We start from the raw sequence: 22,245 nt of genomic DNA, 5'->3' as shown, positions 1-22,245 counted from the left end.
CTCATTTAATCACTAATTTGGAAACTTGAATATTGTTTAAAATTTTTACTACTTTAAATAAAAATATTATTATAAAAATTAAATTTTTTCTACTGTTGGAAGATTAACAATTGAAATTCTGTTTTTTCTTTTTTTAATTTTTTCCGATAACATTTTTTTCCGATAAATTCCTTGTTCTCCTATGACCCAAGATAATGGTCTTCTCTCATGACTAATAGAATTTTGAAGTAGCTTTAAAGCATGAATGTATGCTTCTGGCCTAGGCGGACAACCAGGAATATAAATATCTACTGGTAAAAACTTATCTACCCCTTGAACAACAGAATAAATATCATACATTCCACCAGAATTAGCACATGCACCCATAGAAATCACCCATTTTGGTTCCAACATTTGGTCATATAATCTTTGGATAATAGGAGCCATTTTAATAAATGGTGTTCCAGCAATAACCATAACATCAGCTTGCCTTGGAGAAGCTCTTAAAACTTCAGATCCAAAACGAGCCACATCATGAACAGATGTAAAAGCAGTTACCATTTCGACATAACAACAAGATAATCCAAAATTATAGGGCCAAAGAGAGTTTTTACGGCCCCAATTTACTAATTTATGAAGTAATTGCTTAAGTTTTCCCGTAAATATATTTTTTTTTAAATAGTTTTCTACCGGGTCCATAACAACACTAGTTACTTCTTTTGGATATTTTTTATTAGAGTGTTTTTTTTCTGCTTGAGTTAAAGTATAATTCATTTTATATTTCATCAAATTATATCCTAAATATAATAAATTTGAATATTTTATTTATTCGACCAATTCAACGCTTTAATACGAACTAAATAAAACAATGACAATAAAAGAAATAAAATAAATATGAAAGCTTCAAAAAATCCCGCCCATCCTGTTTCCACTATACTAACAGACCATGCATATAGATACAGAGTTTCAACGTCAAATATAACAAAAAACATCGCGACTAAATAAAATTTAACTGAAAAATTTAAAGAAGTATCTCCCACTGGGGCAATACCTGATTCAAATGGAGTATGTTTATACCTTGAAGTCGATTTTCCCCCTAAAATTGAGCTTGAAAATAACATAAAAAAACAAAAAATTAGAGAAAAAAAAATAAAACAAAAAAATGATAAATATTCTCCAAGATCAAGTATATTTACTACATCATGCATAAAATAACCTCGAAATATTAAAAACTAAAAACAGTAAAAACATAATAAGTGTTTATATAATTTTAATTTTTCAGTTAAAGAATAAAAAATAATATACATGAAAAACAAAAAATAATAAATTATGTTTCATTATATATGCTATTTGAACATGATATATTCTATTTAAACTTATTTAAAAAATTCATTTTTTTTTAAACTTAGACCTTGATGACCAAAAAAAAGACCCCATCTAATAATCACAACACTGTAGATAAATATCAAATACAATCCTATGTCGCTAATTAAAGCCAAAAAAATGGCTACATAAGGGTTGAAACCCAATTTATCAAAATAGGAGAAATACAATGGGTAAAATTATTGGTATCGACTTGGGAACAACCAACTCTTGTGTTGCCATTATGGATGGCAATAAACCACGTGTTTTAGAAAATGCAGAAGGAGATCGTACTACGCCTTCAATTATTGCATATACTCAAGAAGGAGAAGTTTTAGTAGGACAACCTGCTAAACGCCAAGCTATTACAAATCCAAAAAATACTTTATTTGCTATAAAACGTCTAATTGGTAGAAAATTTAAAGATGAAGAAGTTCAGCGTGATATAAAAATTATGCCATACAAAATTATTAACTCCGAAAATGGAGATGCATGGATTGATGCAAAAGAAAAAAAAATGGCACCCCCTCAAATATCTGCAGAAGTTTTAAAAAAAATGAAAAAAACTGCAGAAGATTATTTAGGAGAATCTATAACAGAAGCTGTCATCACAGTTCCTGCTTACTTCAACGACGCACAAAGACAAGCAACTAAAGATGCAGGTAGAATCGCTGGTTTAGAGGTTAAAAGAATCATTAATGAACCTACAGCTGCAGCACTTGCATACGGTTTAGATAAAGGCCAAGGAAATCGAACTATAGCTGTTTATGATTTAGGCGGAGGAACTTTTGATATATCAATTATTGAAATAGATGATGTAGATAAAGAAAAAACATTTGAAGTACTTGCTACTAATGGTGATACCCATCTTGGTGGAGAAGATTTTGATAGTAGATTAATAAATTATTTAGTGAATGAATTTAAAAAAGAACAAGGAATTGATCTTCGAAATGATTCATTAGCTATGCAACGATTAAAAGAATCTGCAGAAAAAGCAAAAATTGAATTATCATCAGCACAACAAACAGACGTAAATTTACCATATATCACAGCAGATGCTAATGGTCCAAAACATTTAAATATTAAAGTTACCCGTTCAAAACTGGAATCTTTAGTAGAAGATCTAGTACTAAGATCAATTGAACCGCTGAAAGTGGCGTTAAAAGATGCTGGATTATCAATTTCAAATATCAATGATGTGATCTTAGTAGGTGGACAGACAAGAATGCCTATGGTCCAGTCTAAAGTTGCAGATTTTTTTGGAAAAGAACCTAGAAAAGATGTGAATCCAGATGAAGCAGTTGCAGTTGGAGCAGCAGTTCAAGGTGGAGTACTTTCAGGTGATGTAAAAGATGTTTTACTACTTGATGTAACTCCGCTATCATTAGGAATTGAAACTATGGGTAGTGTAATGACGACACTAATTAATAAAAATACTACAATTCCTACTAAACATAGTCAAGTATTTTCAACAGCAGAAGATAATCAATCAGCAGTTACCATACATGTCTTACAAGGTGAAAGAAAAAGAGCTTTAGATAATAAGTCTTTAGGACAATTTAATCTGGACGGAATAGAACCAGCACCTAGAGGAACAGCTCAAATTGAAGTAACATTTGATATTGATTCTGATGGAATTTTACATGTTTCAGCGAAAGATAAAAAAACTGGTAAAGAACAAAAAATTACTATTAAAGCTTCTTCTGGGCTTAATGAAGAAGAAATTAAAAAAATGATTAATGATGCAGAAGCAAATTCTGAAGCAGATCGTAAATTTGAAGAATTAATTCAAATACGAAATCAAGGTGATCAATTAATTCATAGTGTAAAAAAACAGTTAGTTGAAAATAAAACAAAAATTGACATTCAAAATCAAGAAGAAATAAAATCAGCTTTAAATGATTTAGAACAATCTTTAAAAGAAGAAAATAAATCTGAAATTGAAAAAAATATACAAAATCTTTTAAAAATTTCATCTAAACTAACAGATATTCATCAAAAAACATCAGAAGAAAATTTAAAAAATGACACTAAATCTGATACATCAAAAAAAAATGAAAATGTTATAGATGCAGAATTTGAAGAAATAAAGGATCCTAAGAAATAATTATTAAATTTAAAAATAATTATAACAATGTCAAATTAACACGGGCGTAGAAAAAATCTACGCCCGTTTAATTATTTTGAAAGTTAGAAAGGAGCAATAATGGGAAAAAAAGATTACTATCAAATTTTAGGCCTCTCAAAATCAGCTGAAGATCGTGAAATTAAAAAAGCTTATAAACGGTTAGCAATGAAATATCATCCTGATAGAAATCAGGGTAATAAAAATGCCGAAAATACATTTAAAGAAATAAAAGAAGCTTATGAAATCTTGATTAATGAAGAAAAAAGAAATGCATATGATCAATATGGTCATGCAGCTTTTGAAAATGGTAATCATAATCAAAATAATTCTTATAGTACTTTTAGTGGATCTGCAGATTTTGGTGATATTTTTGGAGATGTTTTTGGTGATATTTTTGGGGGTAATAGACGCCAAAGAGCACAAAAAGGAGCTGATTTGTGTTATAACATGCATATTTCTCTAGAAGAAGCAGTAAAAGGAACAATAAAAGAAATACGCGTTCCAACATTTAAAAAATGTCAGATATGTTATGGAACAGGAGCTAAATTAGGCACCAAACCTAGTAATTGTTCAACTTGTCAAGGTAGAGGTCAGATACATATCAGAAAAGGTTTCTTTACAGTACAACAATCTTGCCCCACATGCCATGAAAAAGGAACTATAATCAAAGACCCGTGTCGTACATGCCAAGGTCAAGGTAGAATGAAAACCCATAAAACATTATCAGTAAAAATTCCACCTGGCGTAGATACTAACGATCGAATTCGATTAAATAATGAAGGAGAAGCTGGAATAAATGGTTCGCAATCAGGAGATCTTTATGTCCAAATTACAGTAAATAAACATCCTATCTTTGAACGCGAAGAAAATGATCTTTATTGCGAAGTTCCAATAAATTTTACTATGGCTGCATTAGGGGGGGAAATTGAAGTTCCCACATTAGATGGTCGGGTAAAGTTAAAAATACCATCTGAAACACAGTCAGGAAAACTCTTTCGTATTCGATTAAGAGGTGTAAAATCAGTTCAAAATAGAAAACAAGGCGATTTATTATGTCGAGTAGTAGTGGAAACGCCAGTGAATCTTAATGAACAACAAAAATATCTTTTAAATGAATTGGGGCAAAGTTTTAACGGTTTTAGAGGTGAAAAAAATACTCCTCGTTCAAAAAGATTTTTTGATGGAGTAAAAAGATTTTTTGATGATCTAACAAAATAAAAAATATTATAAAGTATTGCTTCTTAATTTAAATTTAGAGGCAATACTATAAAACATTTAATTTGAATGTAATTTTTTAATTTGTAATGATAAAACAGATTTATGTCTAGACGATTTATTTCTATGAATTAAACCTTTAGTAGCATATTTATCAATAATAGATTGCATATTTTTAAAGGCATGTTCAGCTTGATTTTTATTGCCTGAAATAATCGCTAATCGAACTTTTTTTATAAAAGTACGAACTTTAGAACGTTGACTTGTATTATTTTTTCGACGTTGTTCAGATGCTAAAGCATCTTTTTTGGATGATTTTATATTCGCCAATTTTAACTCCTTAAAATATTTAAATATTATACTATATATAAAATATGATACAAGAAATAATAAAAATTAATAACAACAAATATAAAAAATTATATTATCATATATAACTTATTAAAACAGTTGTTATAAAATATAAATGTTATGATATATTATTTTATTTGATTAGGTTAATATAATAATGAGGATTATCAGAGGCATTCATAACTTAAAACAAATAAATTTTAATTCAGTTATAAGTATTGGAAATTTTGATGGAGTACACTTAGGACATAGAAAATTACTTTTTGAAGTATACAACATGGGTAAAAAAACAAATTTATCTACAATAGTAATTTTATTTGAACCACAACCATTAGAATTTTTTAAAAATCACAACCCTCCTAAAAGAATTACTACATTTCGTGAAAAAATAAAATATATTCAATTATATAAAATCGATATTGTTTTATGCATTAAATTTAACATTATTTTTGCTAATCTCAGTGCAGAACAATTCATTACGCAAATATTAGTCAAAAAACTAAATGTCAAATTCATTATAATTGGAACAGATTTTAAGTTTGGTTCTCAAAGAGATGGAAATATTTCACTCTTAAAAAAAAATAGCAAAAAATATAAATTTAATGTTATTGAAGTTCAATCTTTATATATAAACAATATTAGAGCAAGTAGTACTAATATTAGAAGATATTTATCAGAACACAACATGAAACTAGCTAAATTATTACTAGGAAGACCATTTAGTATTATTGGCAGAGTTGTTCATGGAGATCACATAGGAAGAACATTAGGCTATCCCACAGCAAATATAAAGTTACACAGTAATATCCCAATCAATAACGGAGTATACGCAGTTAAGGTGAACTATAAACACACATATTTTGGAATATGTAATATAGGAGTAAAACCCAGTTATACTAATATGCTAAAAAATAAAATTCTTGAAGTGCATTTATTTGATACAAATATTAATTTATATCATAAAAAAATAGAAGTGTTATTTTATAAAAAAATAAGAAATGAATATTTTTTTGAATCAATACAAAAATTAAAAGAACAGATTTCTAAAGATATAACAATTGTCAAAAAATACTTTCACATTTTTAATTGTTAATTTAAAAATAAGATAAAATTATGCATGATTATAAAAAAACTTTAAATTTACCTCAAACAAAATTTCCTATGAAAGCCAATTTAATCCACAAAGAACCAGAAATTTTAAAAAATTGGTATGAAAAAAATATTTACCAAATAATTAGAAAAAATAAAGAAAACAAAAAAATTTTTTTTCTTCATGATGGGCCTCCATATGCAAATGGAAATATTCATATTGGACATGCGGTAAATAAAATTTTAAAAGATATAATAATAAAATCAAAAAATCTATCTGGTTTTGATGCGCCATATATACCTTCATGGGATTGCCATGGATTACCTATTGAGCAAAAGGTCGAGGAAAAAATAGGTGTTTATAAAAAAATCATAAAAACTTCAATATTTCAAGAAAAATGTAGAAAATATGCAGAAAATCAAGTTAAAAAACAAAAAAAAGATTTTATTAGATTAGGAGTAATCGGAGATTGGGAAAATTCTCATCTGACAATGGATTATAAAAATGAAGCAAATATAATAAAAACACTTTCTCAAATTATTAAAAATAAATATTTATATAGAGATTTTAAGCCTACATATTGGTGTTTAAAATGTGAATCATCCTTATCTGATGCAGAAATTGAATACTTTGATAAAGTATCAGATACAATTTTTGTTGCTATGAAAAATAATGATACACGTTTAAAAAAAATATTTAATACCCATAGATTAGATAGCAAAGAAATATATTTACCCATATGGACAACTACTCCATGGACACTTCCATCTAGTCAAGCTATTACAGTTCATCCAAATTTTAAATATGATTTGATAGAAACTGAAGCATATTATTTAATTTTAGCTAAAGAACTTGTAAGAAAGACTATGAATAATTTAAAAATAAAAAGTTGGAAATATTTAACGTCTATCCAGGGTAATCATCTCGAAGGTATAAAATTTTTGCATCCATTTTTAAAAAATGTCTCAATACCTGTAATATTAGGAAAACATGTAACCTTAGAAACAGGCACAGGAGCGGTTCATACATCGCCAGACCATGGGCAAGATGATTATAATATTTGTCAAAAATATAACATAAACACAAAAAACTTAATTAATCATAAAGGTGACTTCAAAAAAAATATACATCCGAATTTAGATGGCATTAATATTTTAAAAGCAAATGAAATAATTATAAAATTATTAATTGACCATAATTGTTTATTACATCGAGAACCTTTAAATCATAGCTACCCACATTGCTGGAGACATAAAACTCCTATTATATTTCGAGCTACTCCACAATGGTTTATTAATTTTAATAAAAATAATTTTCGACATAATGCCATTAAAGCAATTAATCAAGTCTTATGGATACCTAAATGGGGAAAATCTAGAATAGAAGACATGATTAAAAAAAGACCTGATTGGTGTATTTCTAGGCAAAGAAAATGGGGCGTACCAATGTCTATTTTTATACACAAAAAAACAGGCGAGATTCATCCTAAAAACCACTTAATAATGAAAAACATAATAAAAAAAGTCAATTTGGAAGGCATTCAAGCATGGTGGAATATTGATATAAAAGAAATATTAGGTGAAGAACATAATCTATATGAACAAATTTTTGATATATTAGATGTATGGTTTGAATCAGGAAATACTCATACATCAATAGAATATAAAAATAAAAAAAATAAAAAAAATCAAGCAGATATGTTTTTAGAGGGATCCGATCAACATCGAGGTTGGTTTATGTCATCATTGATGATATCAATGTTGGTAAATCAAAAAACACCTTATTCAGAAGTGTTGACACATGGATTCGTAGTGGACGGAAAGGGGCAGAAAATGTCTAAATCCATAGGAAATACTATAAGTCCTAACGATATTATTAATACATTAGGAGCGGATGTTTTAAGACTTTGGGTGGCTTCCTCAAATTATTCTAACGATATTTCCATATCTAATGAAATTTTAAAACGGACTTCTGATATTTATCGAAGAATAAGAAATACCGCGCGCTTTATGTTAGCAAATATCAATGATTTTAATCCAAGTAACAATATCGTCCCTCAAGACAAAATGATTTATTTAGATCAGTGGGCTGTTTCTTTATCTAAGAAAGTACAAAAAGAAATTATTCAATTTTATAATAAATATAATTTTCATGGAGTAATACAACGATTAATGCATTTTTGCTCTATTGAAATGGGATCTTTTTATCTTGATATAATTAAAGATAGACAATATACTTTAAAAAAAAATAGTTTAGAACGAAGAAGTTGTCAAACAGCAATATATTATATACTTCACGCTTTAGTTAGATGGATAGCACCTATATTATCATTTACCGCTCATGAAATCTGGAACTATTTACCAGGTAATCATTCAAATTATATATTCACAGAAGAATGGTTTGATGAATTATTTGAATTAAATCAAGATAGTATATTTAATCATACATTTTGGAATCAATTAATAGAAATTAAAAATGAAATAAATAAATTTATAGAAGAAGAGATTAAAAATAAAAGCATAAATAATTCATTAGAGGCTTCTCTTATATTATATGTCACACCTGAAGTAAAAAAAATATTAAGTGCTTTGGGAAGCGAACTAAAATTTATGTTTTTAACATCTCATGTTTTAATTAAAGATTACGAAAAAGCACCAAAAAATATAAAAAAATGTTTATTATTTTCTAAATTTAAAATTTCATTAGAAAAAAGTAAAGACAACAAGTGTCCACGCTGTTGGCACTATAATATTCCTATGATTTATAAGAATGATTATGAAATTTGCACACGCTGTATTTCTAATACTAAAGGAAATGGTGAAAAACGAACTTTTATATAAAACAAAATATAAAAAATATTTTTTAATTATAATCGTGGTTTTGATAATAGATATTTTTTCTAAATATTGGATTTTTAATAATTTAGATCTATATAAAACCAAACAAATTTTATCAATATTAAATTTATTTCATGTACATAATTATGGAGTAGCATTTAGTCTTCTATCGTATCAAACAATTTGGAATAGAATTTTTTTATCCATGCTTAATATCGTTATTATATTATTAATATTTAAAGAAATATTAAAAGCAAAACAAAAAATGGAAAAATTAGCTTTATGCTTTATTATTTCTGGAGCTATAGGCAACTTAATAGATCGTATTTATTATGGATTTGTTATAGATTTTATTGATATACATATTAATACCTGGCATTTTGCAACATTTAACATGTCTGATTGTAGTATTATGATAGGAACACTTATATATATACAAAATAAATATAATATTTTTAAAAAAAAATAAATTTATTTTTTCAAATTCATAATAATAAAATATATTAAGTATATAAAATATTATTTTGGAGAATTTAGTAAGTGGATATTTTATTAGCTAATCCAAGAGGTTTTTGTGCAGGTGTTAAAAGAGCTATTTTAATAGTTGAAAATGCTCTTAAAATTTACAAAAAAACTATTTACGTTAAACATGAATTAGTACACAATCAATACGTTATAAATCAATTACGTAACAAAGGAGTCGTTTTTGTTGAAAAAATTTTAGATATTCCAAATAACTCAATAGTAGTTTTTTCTGCTCATGGAGTCTCAAAGAAAACTAAAGAACAAGCAATCAAAAAACAACTAATTATTTTAAATGCAACTTGCCCATTAGTTTCAAAAGTACATAAAGAAGTTTTACAAGCAAGCAAAAAAAATATAGAAACTATTCTGATAGGACATAAAGGACATCCTGAGGTAATTGGTACAATAGGTCAATATGACAATACAAATGGGAAAATACACCTTATTGAATCAATAAAAGATATAAATCAATTACAAATTAAAAAAAACAACAAAAAACTAAGTTTTTTTACTCAAACAACGTTATCTGTCAAACATACGAAATCTATTATTGAGGCTTTGAAAAAAAAGTTTCCGTACATTTCTGGGCCTAAAAAAGAAGATATATGTTATGCAACAACTAATCGACAAAATGCAATTATTAAATTATCTAAAATAACTGATATACTATTTGTCATTGGATCTAGAAATTCTTCCAATTCTAATCGCCTTGCTGAATTAGGCAAAGAAATCGGAATATTTACTAAACAAATTGAATCATTTATGGATATCAAAACAGAATGGATAAAAAATAAAAAATATATTGGTATTACAGCAGGCGCATCCGCACCAGAATTTTTAGTACATCAAGTAACTAAATATTTGCAAAAAATGGGTGCTAATCCCCCAAAAGAAATTTTAGGAATTGAAGAAAAAATAAATTTTAATATACCTAAACATTTAAAACTTCCATCATATTAAAAAACTTATGAATAAAAAAATAACTCGTATTGCTATAACTGGACCTTTAGGTCGAATGGGAAAAATGTTAGTTCAAGAAATACAAAAAAACAAACATACTTGTTTATCTTTAGCTATAGTTAAAAAAAATCATCCATCAATTAATAATGATATTGGTGAAGAAATTGGAATAGGAAGAATAGGAATTCGTATTAAAGATGATCTAAGTATTACAAAAGACAATTTTGATGTTTTAATTGATTTTACAAATCCTCAATCAACATTAAAATATTTGAAATATTGTAATAAATTTCAAAAAAATATGATTATTGGTACAACTGGCTTCTTAAATTCAGAAATTGAAACAATTAAATCATATTCAAAAAATATTGCTATATTAATAGCATCAAATTTCAGCATAGGAATAAATTTGCTTTATCAATTAGTAAAAAAAACTACTCAAATTTTAGGAAATAATACTGATATTGATATTATTGAGTTTCATCATAGAAAAAAAAATGATATTCCATCAGGAACAGCAATAACTATTGGGGAAAATATATCAAAAGTAATGAAATGGAATTTAAATGAAAATTCGTTGTTTTATAAACAAGGATTAAATACAATTAGAGAAGCTAAAAAAATTGGATTTTCTAGTATACGATCAGGAAATATTATTGGAAAACATTCAGTTATTTTTACAAATTCCGAAGAAGAAATTAATATCACTCATACAGCCTTTAATAGAGAATCTTTTGCTAAAGGCGCGATTCAATCAGCTCTTTGGATTATTACAAAAAATCAAGGCTTATTTAATATGAAAGATTTTTTAAACCATATAGTTTAATATTTTTACTGAAGAAAAATCGAAAAATATAAACTTTATATTTTTAGAAAGATTATTTTTTTTAACATTAAAGACACATAAAATATTTATTACGATAATAGACAAAAATATTAATTTTAGTTAAAATAAAATTAAAAATATTTAACTTATTATTTAAAATTTAATCAATATTAAAAATTTTTTGGAGGATGCTTTGGGCCAATCAGCAGTATTAGTTTTAGAAGATGGCACTAGATTTCATGGACGTTCTATTGGAGCTCAAGGAGCAACTGTAGGAGAAGTTGTTTTTAATACATCAATCACTGGATACCAAGAAATAATCACTGATCCTTCTTACTCGCATCAAATTGTAACATTGACACATCCTCATGTTGGAAATGTTGGTATAAATCAATATGATGCAGAATCACCTCAAATTCATATAAGAGGTTTAATTATTCGAGATATATCCCCAATATCTAGTAATTATCGAAGTGAAAAAAACTTTGCTTCTTATTTAAAAGAAAATAATATTGTTGCAATATCCGATATTGATACAAGAAAATTAACACGCATTTTGCGAACACAAGGCTCTCAAAATGGATGTATTATAGAAGATAAAAAAGAAAACTATGCTATAGCACAAAAAAAATCAAGAAATTGTTTAAGCTTGCAAGGATTAGACTTGGCTAAAGAAGTAACTACTAAAATTATTTATAATTGGAACCAAAAGAGTTGCATTGTTAATAAAAAAAAAACACACTTTAAAAAAAAATTTTTATTTCATATTGTCGTATATGATTTTGGTGTTAAACGAAATATTTTAAGAATGTTAGTAGATCGAGGATGTTATTTAACGGTAGTTCCAGCGACAACAAACTCAAAAACAGTATTGAATTTAAATCCTGATGGAATTTTTTTATCCAATGGTCCAGGAGACCCAAGACCATGTCATTATGCTATTAAATCTATTCAAGATTTTTTGAAAATTAATATTCCAATCTTCGGTATATGTTTAGGGCATCAGCTTCTTGCATTAGCTAGCGGGGCAAATATTATCAAAATGAAATTTGGACATCATGGGGGAAATCATCCAGTTAAAGAATTAAAAACAAATCGCGTCATTATTACATCACAAAATCATAGTTTTACTGTTGATGAAAAATATATGCCAAACAACATTTCTATCACACATACCTCTCTTTTCGATGGAACAGTTCAAGGATTGCATTTAAAAGATAAATTAGCTTTTAGCTTTCAAGGACATCCAGAAGCCAGTCCTGGCCCACATGATGCTTCTCATTTATTTAATCATTTTATCAAATTACTTAATCAAGCAAAATTCAGTAACTAATTAGGAAAAAAAAATGCCTAAATCTACTGATATAAAATCTATTTTAATTCTTGGATCAGGTCCTATCGTTATAGGGCAAGCATGTGAATTTGATTATTCAGGTGCACAAGCATGCAAAGCACTGCACGAAGAAGGTTATAAAATCATTCTTGTTAATTCAAATCCTGCTACTATCATGACCGATCCATGTATGGCAGATGCTACGTATATTGAACCAATCCACTGGAAAATAGTAAAAAAAATTATAATAAAAGAACGACCAGATGCATTGTTACCAACAATGGGTGGTCAAACTGCACTTAATTGCGCACTCGAACTCCACCAACGAGGAATACTAAATAAATTTAATGTTAAAATTATAGGCGCTACCATTGATGCAATTAAGAAAGCAGAAGATAGAAAATTATTTGAATTATCAATGAAAAAACTTAATTTAAATACTGCAAAATGTGGCATTGCACATACTATAAAAGAAGCATTATCAGTATTAGAAAATGTAGGTTTTCCATGTATCATCCGACCTTCCTTTACTATGGGAGGAAATGGTGGTGGAATTGCTTATAATCAAGAAGAATTTGAAGAAATTTGTGAAATAGGATTAAAATTATCTCCTACTACTGAACTACTAATTGATGAATCATTAATCGGTTGGAAAGAGTATGAAATGGAAGTTGTACGAGATAAAAATAATAATTGTATTATTGTATGTTCCATTGAAAATTTAGACCCTATGGGTATTCATACAGGAGATTCAATCACTGTTGCTCCAGCACAAACTTTAACCGATAAAGAATACCAGATAATGCGAAACGCATCTATGTTAATTCTAGAAGAAATTGGAGTAGAAACCGGAGGGTCTAATGTACAATTTGCAATTAATCCGAACAATGGTCGAATGATAGTTATTGAAATGAATCCCAGAGTATCTCGATCTTCTGCTTTAGCCTCTAAAGCTACAGGATTTCCGATTGCAAAAATAGCTGCTAAATTAGCAGTAGGATATACATTAGACGAACTTGCTAATGACATTACAGGAACAAATACAACAGCATCTTTTGAACCATCAATTGATTATATAGTTACCAAGATTCCAAGATTTAATTTCGAAAAATTTCTAGGGTGTAATGATAGACTGACTACTCAAATGAAATCTGTTGGAGAAGTCATGGCGATAGGAAGAACATTTCAAGAATCTATACAAAAGGCAATTCGTGGATTAGAAATTGGAGTATGTGGTTTTGATTCCAAAATATCTATTTCAGATCCTCAATCTTTTGTTAAAATTAGACATGAATTAAAAGAAGCTGGGGCAGATCGAATTTGGTATATTGGTGATGCATTCAGATTAGGTATGTCTATAGACGAAGTATTTGAATTAACATCCATTGACCCTTGGTTTCTCGTGCAAATTCAAGAAATAATTTTTTTAGAAGAAAAAATTAAAAAAAATGGATTTATTGGGTTAAATTATAAATTTTTATATTTTATTAAAAGAAAAGGTTTTTCAGATTTACGTATAGCAATATTAACTCAAAAAACAGAAAATGATATACGAAGCCTACGAGAAAAGTTAAATCTACATCCCGTTTATAAAAGAATTGATACATGTTCAGCTGAATTTTCAACTGAAACAGCATATATGTATTCTACTTGGGAAGATGAATGTGAATCTAATCCAACAAAAAATAATAAAAAAATCATTATAATAGGAGGTGGTCCTAACAGAATAGGACAAGGAATAGAATTTGATTACTGCTGTGTACATGCCGCACAAGCATTAAGAGAGGATGGATTTGAAGCGATTATGATAAATTGTAATCCTGAAACAGTATCTACAGATTATGATATCTCTGATCGACTTTACTTTGAACCAATTACATTAGAAAACGTTTTAGAAATAGTTCGAATTGAAAAGCCTAAAGGAGTAATTATTCAATATGGAGGACAAACTCCATTAAAATTAGCAAGAGAATTTGAAAAAGAAAATATACCGATTCTTGGTACACAACCAGACTCTATTGATAAAGCAGAAGATCGTAATCGTTTTCAAAAAATTGTAACAAAATTAAATTTAAAACAACCTTTAAATGCTACTGTTATAAATTTAAAAGAAGCTCATCAACAAGCACTCAACATAGGTTATCCTATTATGGTTAGACCATCTTATGTTTTAGGTGGTAGAGCAATGGAAATTGTTTATGAACCATCTGAGTTGGATAGTTATTTTAAAACTGTGCTTAAAAAGAATAATACTACTCCAATCTTATTAGACCAATATTTAAATTATGCAATAGAAGTAGATGTAGATGCAATCTGTGATGGAAAAACAGTTTTAATTGGAGGTATAATGGAGCATATTGAACAAGCTGGGGTTCATTCTGGAGATTCAGCATGCTCCCTTCCAGCATATACCTTAACTAACAACATCCAAGATAAAATTAGAAAACAAGTAATACAATTAGCATTAGCATTGTCTGTAAGAGGATTAATGAATGTACAATTCGCAATTAAAAACAATATAATATATATTATTGAGGTAAATCCAAGAGCATCTCGCACAGTTCCATTTGTATCAAAAGCAATAGGATTAGCTCTTGCAAAAATTTCTGTGCGTGTTATGTATGGTAAAAAATTAGATGAACAAGGTTTTACGAAAGAAATTATTCCGTCTTTTTTTTCAGTCAAAGAAGCAGTTCTACCTTTTGATAAATTTCAAGGTGCAGATCCTATACTAGGGCCTGAAATGCGATCCACAGGGGAAGTAATGGGAATTGGAAAAAATTTTTCTGAAGCTTTTTCCAAAGCTATGCTAGGTGCTCAAATAAATATGAAAAAATCAGGTCGTGTATTAATTTCTGTGAGAAATAATGATAAAAAAAGAATTGTAAATCTAGCTATAAAATTACAAAAATTTGGCTTTCAAATCGATGCTACTCAAGGTACATCTACAACTTTAAAAGAATCTGGAATTATTTCTAGATTAGTTAATAAAGTACATGAGGGAAGACCTCATATACAAGATCGCTTGAAAAATGGAGAATATGCATATATTATAAATACTACATCTTGCCACCAAAGTATACAAGATGCTAAACTTATTTTTAGAAGTGCCTTACAATATAAAGTTCACTATGACACAACTATTAACGGTGCATTTGCTACAGTTATGGCATTAAATGAAAACCCAACAAAAAATATTATTTCATTACAAGAAATACATACAAAAATAAATTTATAATATTAAAAATTTATTTTTTATAAATACATTCATTTTATAAATATGTTGTAAAACATATTTATAATTCTTAAATAATTTTTATGAAAATTAGTCTAATTGCAGCTATTTCTAACAATCTTGTTATCGGAAAAAAAAATACAATTCCATGGAATCTTCCAAAAGATTTGAAATGGTTTAAAAAAAATACAATCCACAAAACTATTATTATGGGACGTTTAACTTTAGAGTCCATTACCCATGCTTTACCTTTTCGAACTAATATAGTTATTAGTCGAAAAAAAATTATTCAAAAAAATATAATATGGGCAAAATCAATTAATGATGCTATTATATCTTCAATACATTCAAAATACGACCAAAATAACGAAATCATGGTAATTGGAGGAGGAGAAATATATACACAAATGTTGTTTTATGCTAATAAGTTATATTTAACACATGTAAATTGCAATATTACTGGAGATTCTTATTTTCCACAATATAAATTATTTAAACATTGGAAAACAACATTTAAAAAAAAAATATTAAAAGACAAACAACACTCATACGAGTTTTGTTTTGAGGTATTAACAAGATAAATAAATTATATATGTTTTTTATCCCATATAAGATTGATAAAAATATTTTTTATCTTCCCAACGCAACATACATAACTCACCGCCCCAACAACAACCTTTATCTAATGGAAAAAATTTAGAAGGTACGTTTGCTTCTTTTAAAGAAGACCAGTGTCCAAAAATAACAGAATATTTATTTATCAATTTATTTTCTAAAGTAAACCATGGTAGTAATGGGTATTTAACAGCGCTTGGAGATTTTTTACATGTAAGATTTAACCTACCGTCAGGATAACAATATCTTATTTTTGTGAAAATATTAATACTATATCTCAATCGATCGATTTTATTAAAATTAGAATCCCAATAATTTAATTTATTATTCAAAACAGATTTTAAAAATGAAGAGTAATGATGACTTAATAAAGCTTTTTGAATTTCTAAAGAACATTGTTTTATTGTTTTAAGATTCCATTTAGAACTAATTCCTGCATGCACCATAATAATTCTTTGTTGTTCATCAATTTGAAAAAGAGATTGAGAACGTAACCAATTAATTAATTGGTGACAATCTTTAGCAGCTAAAAAATCATCAAAATAATTCTCTTTTTTATTTACTTGGGCGCCACAATAAACTGCAATCAAACTTAAATCATGGTTCCCTAGTACTATCTTTATTCGATCTTTGATAGAATATAAATATCTTATTACTTTTAATGAATTGGCACCTCTAGAAACTAAATCTCCTGCAATCCATAAATAATCCGTTTTAAAATTAAAGTTTGTTTTTTTTAAAAGTAATTTGAATTCTTTGTAACAACCGTGAATATCACTAATAAAATAAATGCTCATCTTTTTCCACTTAAAGTATAAAATATATATTTAATATAAAGTATATTTTTGATAATTTTCCACTATATAATTAGATAGTTGACAATATTGTAATATAGAAACATTTTCTGGTCTTAACCTTGGATTAATATTTAATTTTGTTAAAGATTGCTCAGAAAATATTTTTCCTAAACTGTTACGCAATGTTTTTCTTCTTTTTTGAAAAGCTAAATTTGTAATATAACTAAGAACTTGTACATTATGAGTAAAATAAGGAGAATTATCAGTATAAGGTGTTAATCGAAGAAATGTTGAATCTACTTTTGGAACTGGTCTAAAACATTTTGGAGAAATATTATGCAATAATATTTTTATATTACAATAATATTGAGAAATAATACTTAAACGACCATACAATTTAGTACCTGGAAGAGCAACTAAACGTTCAGCAACTTCTTTTTGTAACATAAAATTCATATCTTGAATAATATTAATTTTCTGAAATAAATACAATATCAAAGACGTAGAAATATTATAAGGTAAATTGCCAAAAATTCGAATTAATTTATTTTTTTTATTAAATAACGTTAAATAATTAAATGTTAAAGCATCTTGACAAAATACTACTAATTTTGAATAAAATGAATGCTTTTTTAACTTTTCTAATAAATTTTTATCAATTTCGATAATATTTAATTCATCTACTAAATTGCAAACAGGATTAGTTAATGCAGCTAATCCAGGTCCAATTTCAACTAGTACTTGACTTGAATCTGGTTTAATAGATTGCACTATTTTTTTGATTATATTAGAATCTATAAGAAAATTTTGACTAAATTTTTTCAGAGGAATATGTTTTTTCATTTAAATTTTAGTTAATTTTATTTATATTTTATTAATGATTTAATATTTTTAAAAATCTATTCATATATATTTATATAAGATGATTTTTTAAGTTTTTCAATCCAATTAATTTTTTCTTTTTCTAATTTATTTTTCAATAAAATTTGATAAATTTTTTCTTTTTCTATTTTCCATTTTTCATACATTTTACGTTTTTTTAATAATTTAATTATATGCCATCCAAATTTTGATTTCACTGGTTTGCTAATTTCATTTGGATTTAAATTTATTAAAATATTTTTAAAAGCGCCATCAAACGCTTTATTTGAAATCCAACCTAAATCACCTTTTTTATGAGAGGAATAAACATCATGAGAAAAATTTTCAACAGCATATTCAAAACTATAGCGTCGTTGCTTTATATCATTATATATTTCAAAAATATCTTTTTTTGCTTGTAAATCAGTTAACATAATTGAAGGTTGTATAAAACAATGTTCAATATGAAATTCAGTTATTACTTTTTTTATACTGTTATCTTTAATATCAGTTACTTTTATGATATAAAAACCTTTTTTTCCTAAAATAGGTCCTAAAATTTGATTTTTTTTGGCATAATCTAATTTATTAGAAAATATTTTTTTTAAATTTTTTAAGGAGATTGATGATATATTTTTTGTTAAAAAAATATTTTTATTTATTTTAAAATGCTCATAAAAATAATCAAAATTAGCATTAATTTTAATTAACTTTAAAGTATTGTCAATTAACATTTTTTTATTTCTAATAGTTTGATTATTTTCTTTTTCTGAGAAAGGCAAAAGAATGAACTTCAAATCAAATTTTTTTAATTCATTTTGTTTTTGTATTTTCTGGTTTAATAAAAAGTATATTTCTTTTTCAGAAATATGCACATTATTATTTAAAACATAATCTTGAAACATTTTAATTTTTAATGATTTTTTAATATTTTGTATATAGTCTTCATAACTAAAAAAATTATTAGTATTATTTAATATAATATTTTTTTTAAATTGATCTAAAGTCATATTTTGTTTAAATGCAATATTTTTAAGTATCATATCAACTTGATCATCAGAAACTGTAATATTAAACTTATTTGCTTCTTCTATAATTAAAGTATCGATAATTAATTTTTCTAATATTTTATTTTTTAAAAAATTTCTCTTTAAAGGAACAGTCACAGAATTTTTTTCTTGTTTTAAATAAAAAAGAACTTGATTCAAATCGCTAGCTAATATAACCTGATTATTTACAACAGCAACAATCTTATCAACTTCAATGATTTTGCCAAAACAACTAGAAAAATAACTTAAAAATACATACAACATTAAAATAAAAAATACTTTCATTTTTATTCTTCTTTGATTTTTAAATTCTTCATTATAACGATTTTTAGATTAGAATGGTATTCTAATACAAAATTTTATTTTTTTAAATTTATAAAATTTTTTAATTTAATCACGGTTTTTAAAATATTTTCTTGAGATTTTTATAAAAAAAGTATAAATTAAGAATTCATCAAAATATTTTAAAATTTATTAAAAATTCGTTCAAACAAATTAAATTAAAAATGGATATTTATGGAATATTGGTTAACATCTTTAATAACACATTCTTTAATATATTCACTATTCATAGTAGGTATAGTTTCTTTTTTAGAATCTCTTGCTTTAATTGGACTATTACTTCCTGGGATAGTATTCATGGCAACATTAGGTACATTTATAGGTAACGGAAAATTATCTTTTTATCCTTCTTGGATATCAGGTATCATTGGATGTTTACTAGGAGATTGGTTGTCATATTATATTGGGCTATATTTTAAAAATTGGTTACATAATCTTTCCTTTCTAAAAAAACACAATAAAATACTAGAAAAAACAAAGGTCTTATTAAATAAACATAGCATGTTAACAATATTAATTGGTCGTTTTATCGGACCTACAAGACCACTAGTACCTATGGTTTCTGGGATGTTAAAATTACCATTAAAAAAATTTATTTTACCTAGTTTGATAGGATGTATATTATGGCCTCCAATATATTTTTTCCCAGGAATTATTGCAGGTATCACCATTAATATACCTACAGATTCTAGTAATAATTATTTTAAATGGTTTTTGTTATTTATTGCCATTTTTATTTGGATTGGGATATGGCTAACATCAAAATGGTGGAAAACAAAAAATATAAATAAAAATAACATGAATATTTTTCAAAAAAATATAGGATTTATAGCATTAATATTTTTATTATCTGGAATTATTGGTCTCATATTAATACAATTTCATCCTACAATGATGATTTTTAAAAAAGTTTTGTCAACTATATTATTTTAAAAAAATAAACAATTTTTTTAAAAGTTTTTAATAAATTTATTGCTAATTAAATTTTAACTACATATATAAAAAGTCGATATGTAGTAACTTTAGTTTAAATGCATGTCTTTGAACAGATTGTACTTTAACTTTATACTCTTTATTTTCAATGAAAAGTAGCAATGTGTTTTTATAAAAATCTATTTTTTTTTGTAAATTAAATACAGAATTATGATCTAATATTAGAGAAATAGGTTTTTTATTTAAACCATACAGAATAGCAGGAAATTTATTTTCAATACGCAATTTTCTACTAAAACTTTTTCCTCTTTTTTCTCTTATTTTTGCGTTAATAATTAACATAATATACGTTTCTCTTTTAATAATAAAATGATTATTGAATTGATCTTAACCAGGAAATTTCTTTTTTCCATATTTTAGAATTACTAGTTTCTAGTATCATAGGTATATGAGAAAAAGATTGATTTTTAACAATCCATTCAAAAACTAATGTTCCCATTTGGCCTAAACCTAAACTTTCATGTCGATCAATACGACTATTAAATTCTCTTTTAGAATCATTCAAATGAAATCCTTTTAAATATTTAAATTCGATTAAATCAAAAAATTTATCAAATGTATTTTTACAATTTTCTTTCGTTCTTAAATCATATCCTGCTGTAAATAAATGACAAGTATCAAGGCAAACTCCAACTCTAGATTTGTTATCTATTTTATTGATAATTTCGTATAAATGCTCAAAACAATATCCAACATTAGTACCTTGTCCTGCAGTATTTTCTATTACAGCGATTACATTTTTAGTTTTTTCCAAAGCTATATTAATTGATTCAGAAATTTTTGATAAACAGTTTATTTCTGAAATTTGATTTAAATGGCTTCCTGGATGAAAATTCAAAAAATGTAAACCTAGTTCATCACAACGATTTATTTCATCAATAAATGCTATTCTAGATTTTTTTAATGCATCATTAATAGGATGACCTAAATTAATTAAATAACTGCTATGAGGCAAAATTTTTTCCAAAGAAAAATTATATTTAACGCAAGCTTTCTTAAAATTATCTATATTTAATTTACTTTGAGAAGGCGCATACCATTGTAGCTGATTTTTAGTAAAAAATGAAAAAGCTGTAGCATCTAATTGAGATGCTCGAAAAACGGCTTGATCTAAACCACCTGAAGAACTCACATGCGCGCCAATATATCTCATTATAATATCCATTAAATTTTAAAAAAATTAAAAATTGATTGAAATATTTAAAATTAAAAACCATATCATACTGATAAAAAATACTTTAATCAATTAAATAAATTGAATATATTTTTTAATTTTTTTTAAAAACTGTAACAAATATTATTAATTTTTAATGAATTTATTAAAGATAAAATAACAATCTTCATAAATAATAGTCAAAAAATATCTAATATAAGTTAATTAATATTAAATTATACACAATTATTATATCATGTAATTATGCTATTTTCTATAAATTGAATTTCTTAAAAATTTTTATAACTTCCATCTATAAAAATTTCATTATTATTTATTTTGATATATGATTAGAATTGTCATAAAACTATAATTTTAAAATTTAAATTTAAAATATGAATAATTTTTTATTGGTCCATTAATGATTAATGCATTTGTATACTGTTGTATTTTTGAAAAAGATTTCCAACTTTATGCAGTAATAAAATATTTTATATCCATTTAACTTTTGTATTAATTTGAATCGTATTTAAATTTCTTCTTAAAAACGAATAAATTAAATTCTATATCGTTTTCTACAATACAACAAAAGAT

The 22,245-nt window shown here is 26.0% G+C and carries 19 protein-coding genes; 11 read left to right on the top strand and 8 right to left on the bottom strand.

Translation table 11 applies throughout. The features are described 5' to 3' along the window. Window positions 1-78: 78 nt before the first annotated feature. Both RJT32_RS00785 and ndhC read right to left on the bottom strand, forming a co-directional pair. On the bottom strand, window positions 79-753 hold the full coding sequence (locus tag RJT32_RS00785) for a NuoB/complex I 20 kDa subunit family protein (RefSeq protein WP_343154520.1): 675 nt from the start codon (window positions 751-753) through the stop codon (window positions 79-81). Between the two features lie 47 nt (window positions 754-800). Beyond that, the gene (gene ndhC, locus RJT32_RS00780) at window positions 801-1,187 is read right to left on the bottom strand and encodes an NADH-quinone oxidoreductase subunit A (protein WP_343154388.1); all 387 of its coding nucleotides are present in this window, start codon (window positions 1,185-1,187) and stop codon (window positions 801-803) included. Window positions 1,188-1,531: 344 nt separating this feature from the next. Here ndhC and dnaK point away from each other — a divergent pair, with 344 nt between their 5' ends. Together dnaK and dnaJ are read left to right on the top strand one after the other, a co-directional pair. Next, window positions 1,532-3,448 carry a molecular chaperone DnaK gene (gene dnaK, locus RJT32_RS00775; protein WP_343154387.1) on the top strand — a complete coding sequence of 639 codons (1,917 nt, stop codon included), beginning with the start codon at window positions 1,532-1,534 and terminating at the stop codon, window positions 3,446-3,448. Between the two features lie 99 nt (window positions 3,449-3,547). Continuing rightward, window positions 3,548-4,687 carry a molecular chaperone DnaJ gene (dnaJ, locus tag RJT32_RS00770; protein WP_343154386.1) on the top strand — a complete coding sequence of 380 codons (1,140 nt, stop codon included), beginning with the start codon at window positions 3,548-3,550 and terminating at the stop codon, window positions 4,685-4,687. A gap of 57 nt (window positions 4,688-4,744) precedes the next feature. Here the strand turns inward: dnaJ and rpsT are convergent, their stop codons facing one another. Then, entirely contained in the window at window positions 4,745-5,014 is a 270-nt protein-coding gene (gene rpsT, locus RJT32_RS00765; protein ID WP_343154385.1) for a 30S ribosomal protein S20, read from the bottom strand. A gap of 178 nt (window positions 5,015-5,192) precedes the next feature. On the opposite strand from rpsT, the gene ribF reads away from it, so the two are divergent. From ribF to folA, 8 genes are all read left to right on the top strand, one after another. Beyond that, the gene (gene ribF / locus RJT32_RS00760; RefSeq protein ID WP_343154384.1) at window positions 5,193-6,128 is read left to right on the top strand and encodes a bifunctional riboflavin kinase/FAD synthetase; all 936 of its coding nucleotides are present in this window, start codon (window positions 5,193-5,195) and stop codon (window positions 6,126-6,128) included. A 20-nt stretch (window positions 6,129-6,148) separates the two neighbouring features. Next, entirely contained in the window at window positions 6,149-8,965 is a 2,817-nt protein-coding gene (ileS, locus tag RJT32_RS00755) for an isoleucine--tRNA ligase (protein WP_343154383.1), read from the top strand. Continuing rightward, window positions 8,943-9,431 (top strand): signal peptidase II, encoded by a 489-nt coding sequence (gene lspA / locus RJT32_RS00750; protein ID WP_428994354.1) that lies wholly within the window; start codon window positions 8,943-8,945, stop codon window positions 9,429-9,431. The genes ileS and lspA overlap by 23 nt, the downstream gene beginning before the upstream one ends. Window positions 9,432-9,502: 71 nt before the next feature. Beyond that, complete coding sequence (gene ispH / locus RJT32_RS00745; RefSeq protein ID WP_343154381.1) at window positions 9,503-10,447, top strand: 4-hydroxy-3-methylbut-2-enyl diphosphate reductase; 945 nt, start codon at window positions 9,503-9,505, stop codon at window positions 10,445-10,447. Between the two features lie 7 nt (window positions 10,448-10,454). Further along, a complete protein-coding gene (gene dapB / locus RJT32_RS00740; RefSeq protein ID WP_343154380.1) occupies window positions 10,455-11,273 on the top strand; it encodes a 4-hydroxy-tetrahydrodipicolinate reductase in 819 nt (272 codons plus the stop codon). 193 nt (window positions 11,274-11,466) lie between these two features. Further along, entirely contained in the window at window positions 11,467-12,606 is a 1,140-nt protein-coding gene (carA, locus tag RJT32_RS00735; protein WP_428994348.1) for a glutamine-hydrolyzing carbamoyl-phosphate synthase small subunit, read from the top strand. A gap of 13 nt (window positions 12,607-12,619) precedes the next feature. Then, window positions 12,620-15,844 carry a carbamoyl-phosphate synthase large subunit gene (gene carB / locus RJT32_RS00730; RefSeq protein WP_343154378.1) on the top strand — a complete coding sequence of 1,075 codons (3,225 nt, stop codon included), beginning with the start codon at window positions 12,620-12,622 and terminating at the stop codon, window positions 15,842-15,844. 80 nt (window positions 15,845-15,924) lie between these two features. Further along, window positions 15,925-16,422 (top strand): type 3 dihydrofolate reductase, encoded by a 498-nt coding sequence (gene folA, locus RJT32_RS00725; protein WP_343154377.1) that lies wholly within the window; start codon window positions 15,925-15,927, stop codon window positions 16,420-16,422. An 18-nt stretch (window positions 16,423-16,440) separates the two neighbouring features. Here folA and RJT32_RS00720 read toward each other — a convergent pair whose 3' ends face one another. From RJT32_RS00720 to RJT32_RS00710, 3 genes are read right to left on the bottom strand one after another with little or no spacing between them, the layout of a single operon-like run. Continuing rightward, on the bottom strand, window positions 16,441-17,253 hold the full coding sequence (locus RJT32_RS00720) for a symmetrical bis(5'-nucleosyl)-tetraphosphatase (RefSeq protein ID WP_343154376.1): 813 nt from the start codon (window positions 17,251-17,253) through the stop codon (window positions 16,441-16,443). Window positions 17,254-17,283: 30 nt separating this feature from the next. Then, the gene (gene rsmA / locus RJT32_RS00715; protein WP_343154375.1) at window positions 17,284-18,096 is read right to left on the bottom strand and encodes a 16S rRNA (adenine(1518)-N(6)/adenine(1519)-N(6))-dimethyltransferase RsmA; all 813 of its coding nucleotides are present in this window, start codon (window positions 18,094-18,096) and stop codon (window positions 17,284-17,286) included. A 56-nt stretch (window positions 18,097-18,152) separates the two neighbouring features. Continuing rightward, entirely contained in the window at window positions 18,153-19,454 is a 1,302-nt protein-coding gene (locus RJT32_RS00710; RefSeq protein WP_343154519.1) for a peptidylprolyl isomerase, read from the bottom strand. A gap of 225 nt (window positions 19,455-19,679) precedes the next feature. On the opposite strand from RJT32_RS00710, the gene RJT32_RS00705 reads away from it, so the two are divergent. After that, window positions 19,680-20,438, top strand: coding sequence for a DedA family protein (locus tag RJT32_RS00705; RefSeq protein WP_343154374.1), 759 nt, complete (start codon window positions 19,680-19,682; stop codon window positions 20,436-20,438). 57 nt (window positions 20,439-20,495) lie between these two features. Here the strand turns inward: RJT32_RS00705 and rplY are convergent, their stop codons facing one another. Both rplY and nfo read right to left on the bottom strand, forming a co-directional pair. Continuing rightward, window positions 20,496-20,780: a 50S ribosomal protein L25 gene (gene rplY / locus RJT32_RS00700; protein ID WP_343154373.1), complete on the bottom strand. Its 285-nt coding sequence runs from the start codon at window positions 20,778-20,780 to the stop codon at window positions 20,496-20,498. Window positions 20,781-20,811: 31 nt separating this feature from the next. Then, window positions 20,812-21,651: a deoxyribonuclease IV gene (gene nfo / locus RJT32_RS00695; RefSeq protein ID WP_343154372.1), complete on the bottom strand. Its 840-nt coding sequence runs from the start codon at window positions 21,649-21,651 to the stop codon at window positions 20,812-20,814. Between the last annotated feature and the right edge of the window lie 594 nt (window positions 21,652-22,245).

The sequence above is a fragment of the Buchnera aphidicola (Aphis aurantii) genome (genome assembly GCF_039388985.1).
GTDB lineage: Bacteria > Pseudomonadota > Gammaproteobacteria > Enterobacterales > Enterobacteriaceae > Buchnera > Buchnera aphidicola_BL.
Note: the sequence above shows the minus strand (reverse complement) of the source record. Positions and strands in the feature narration are given on the sequence as shown.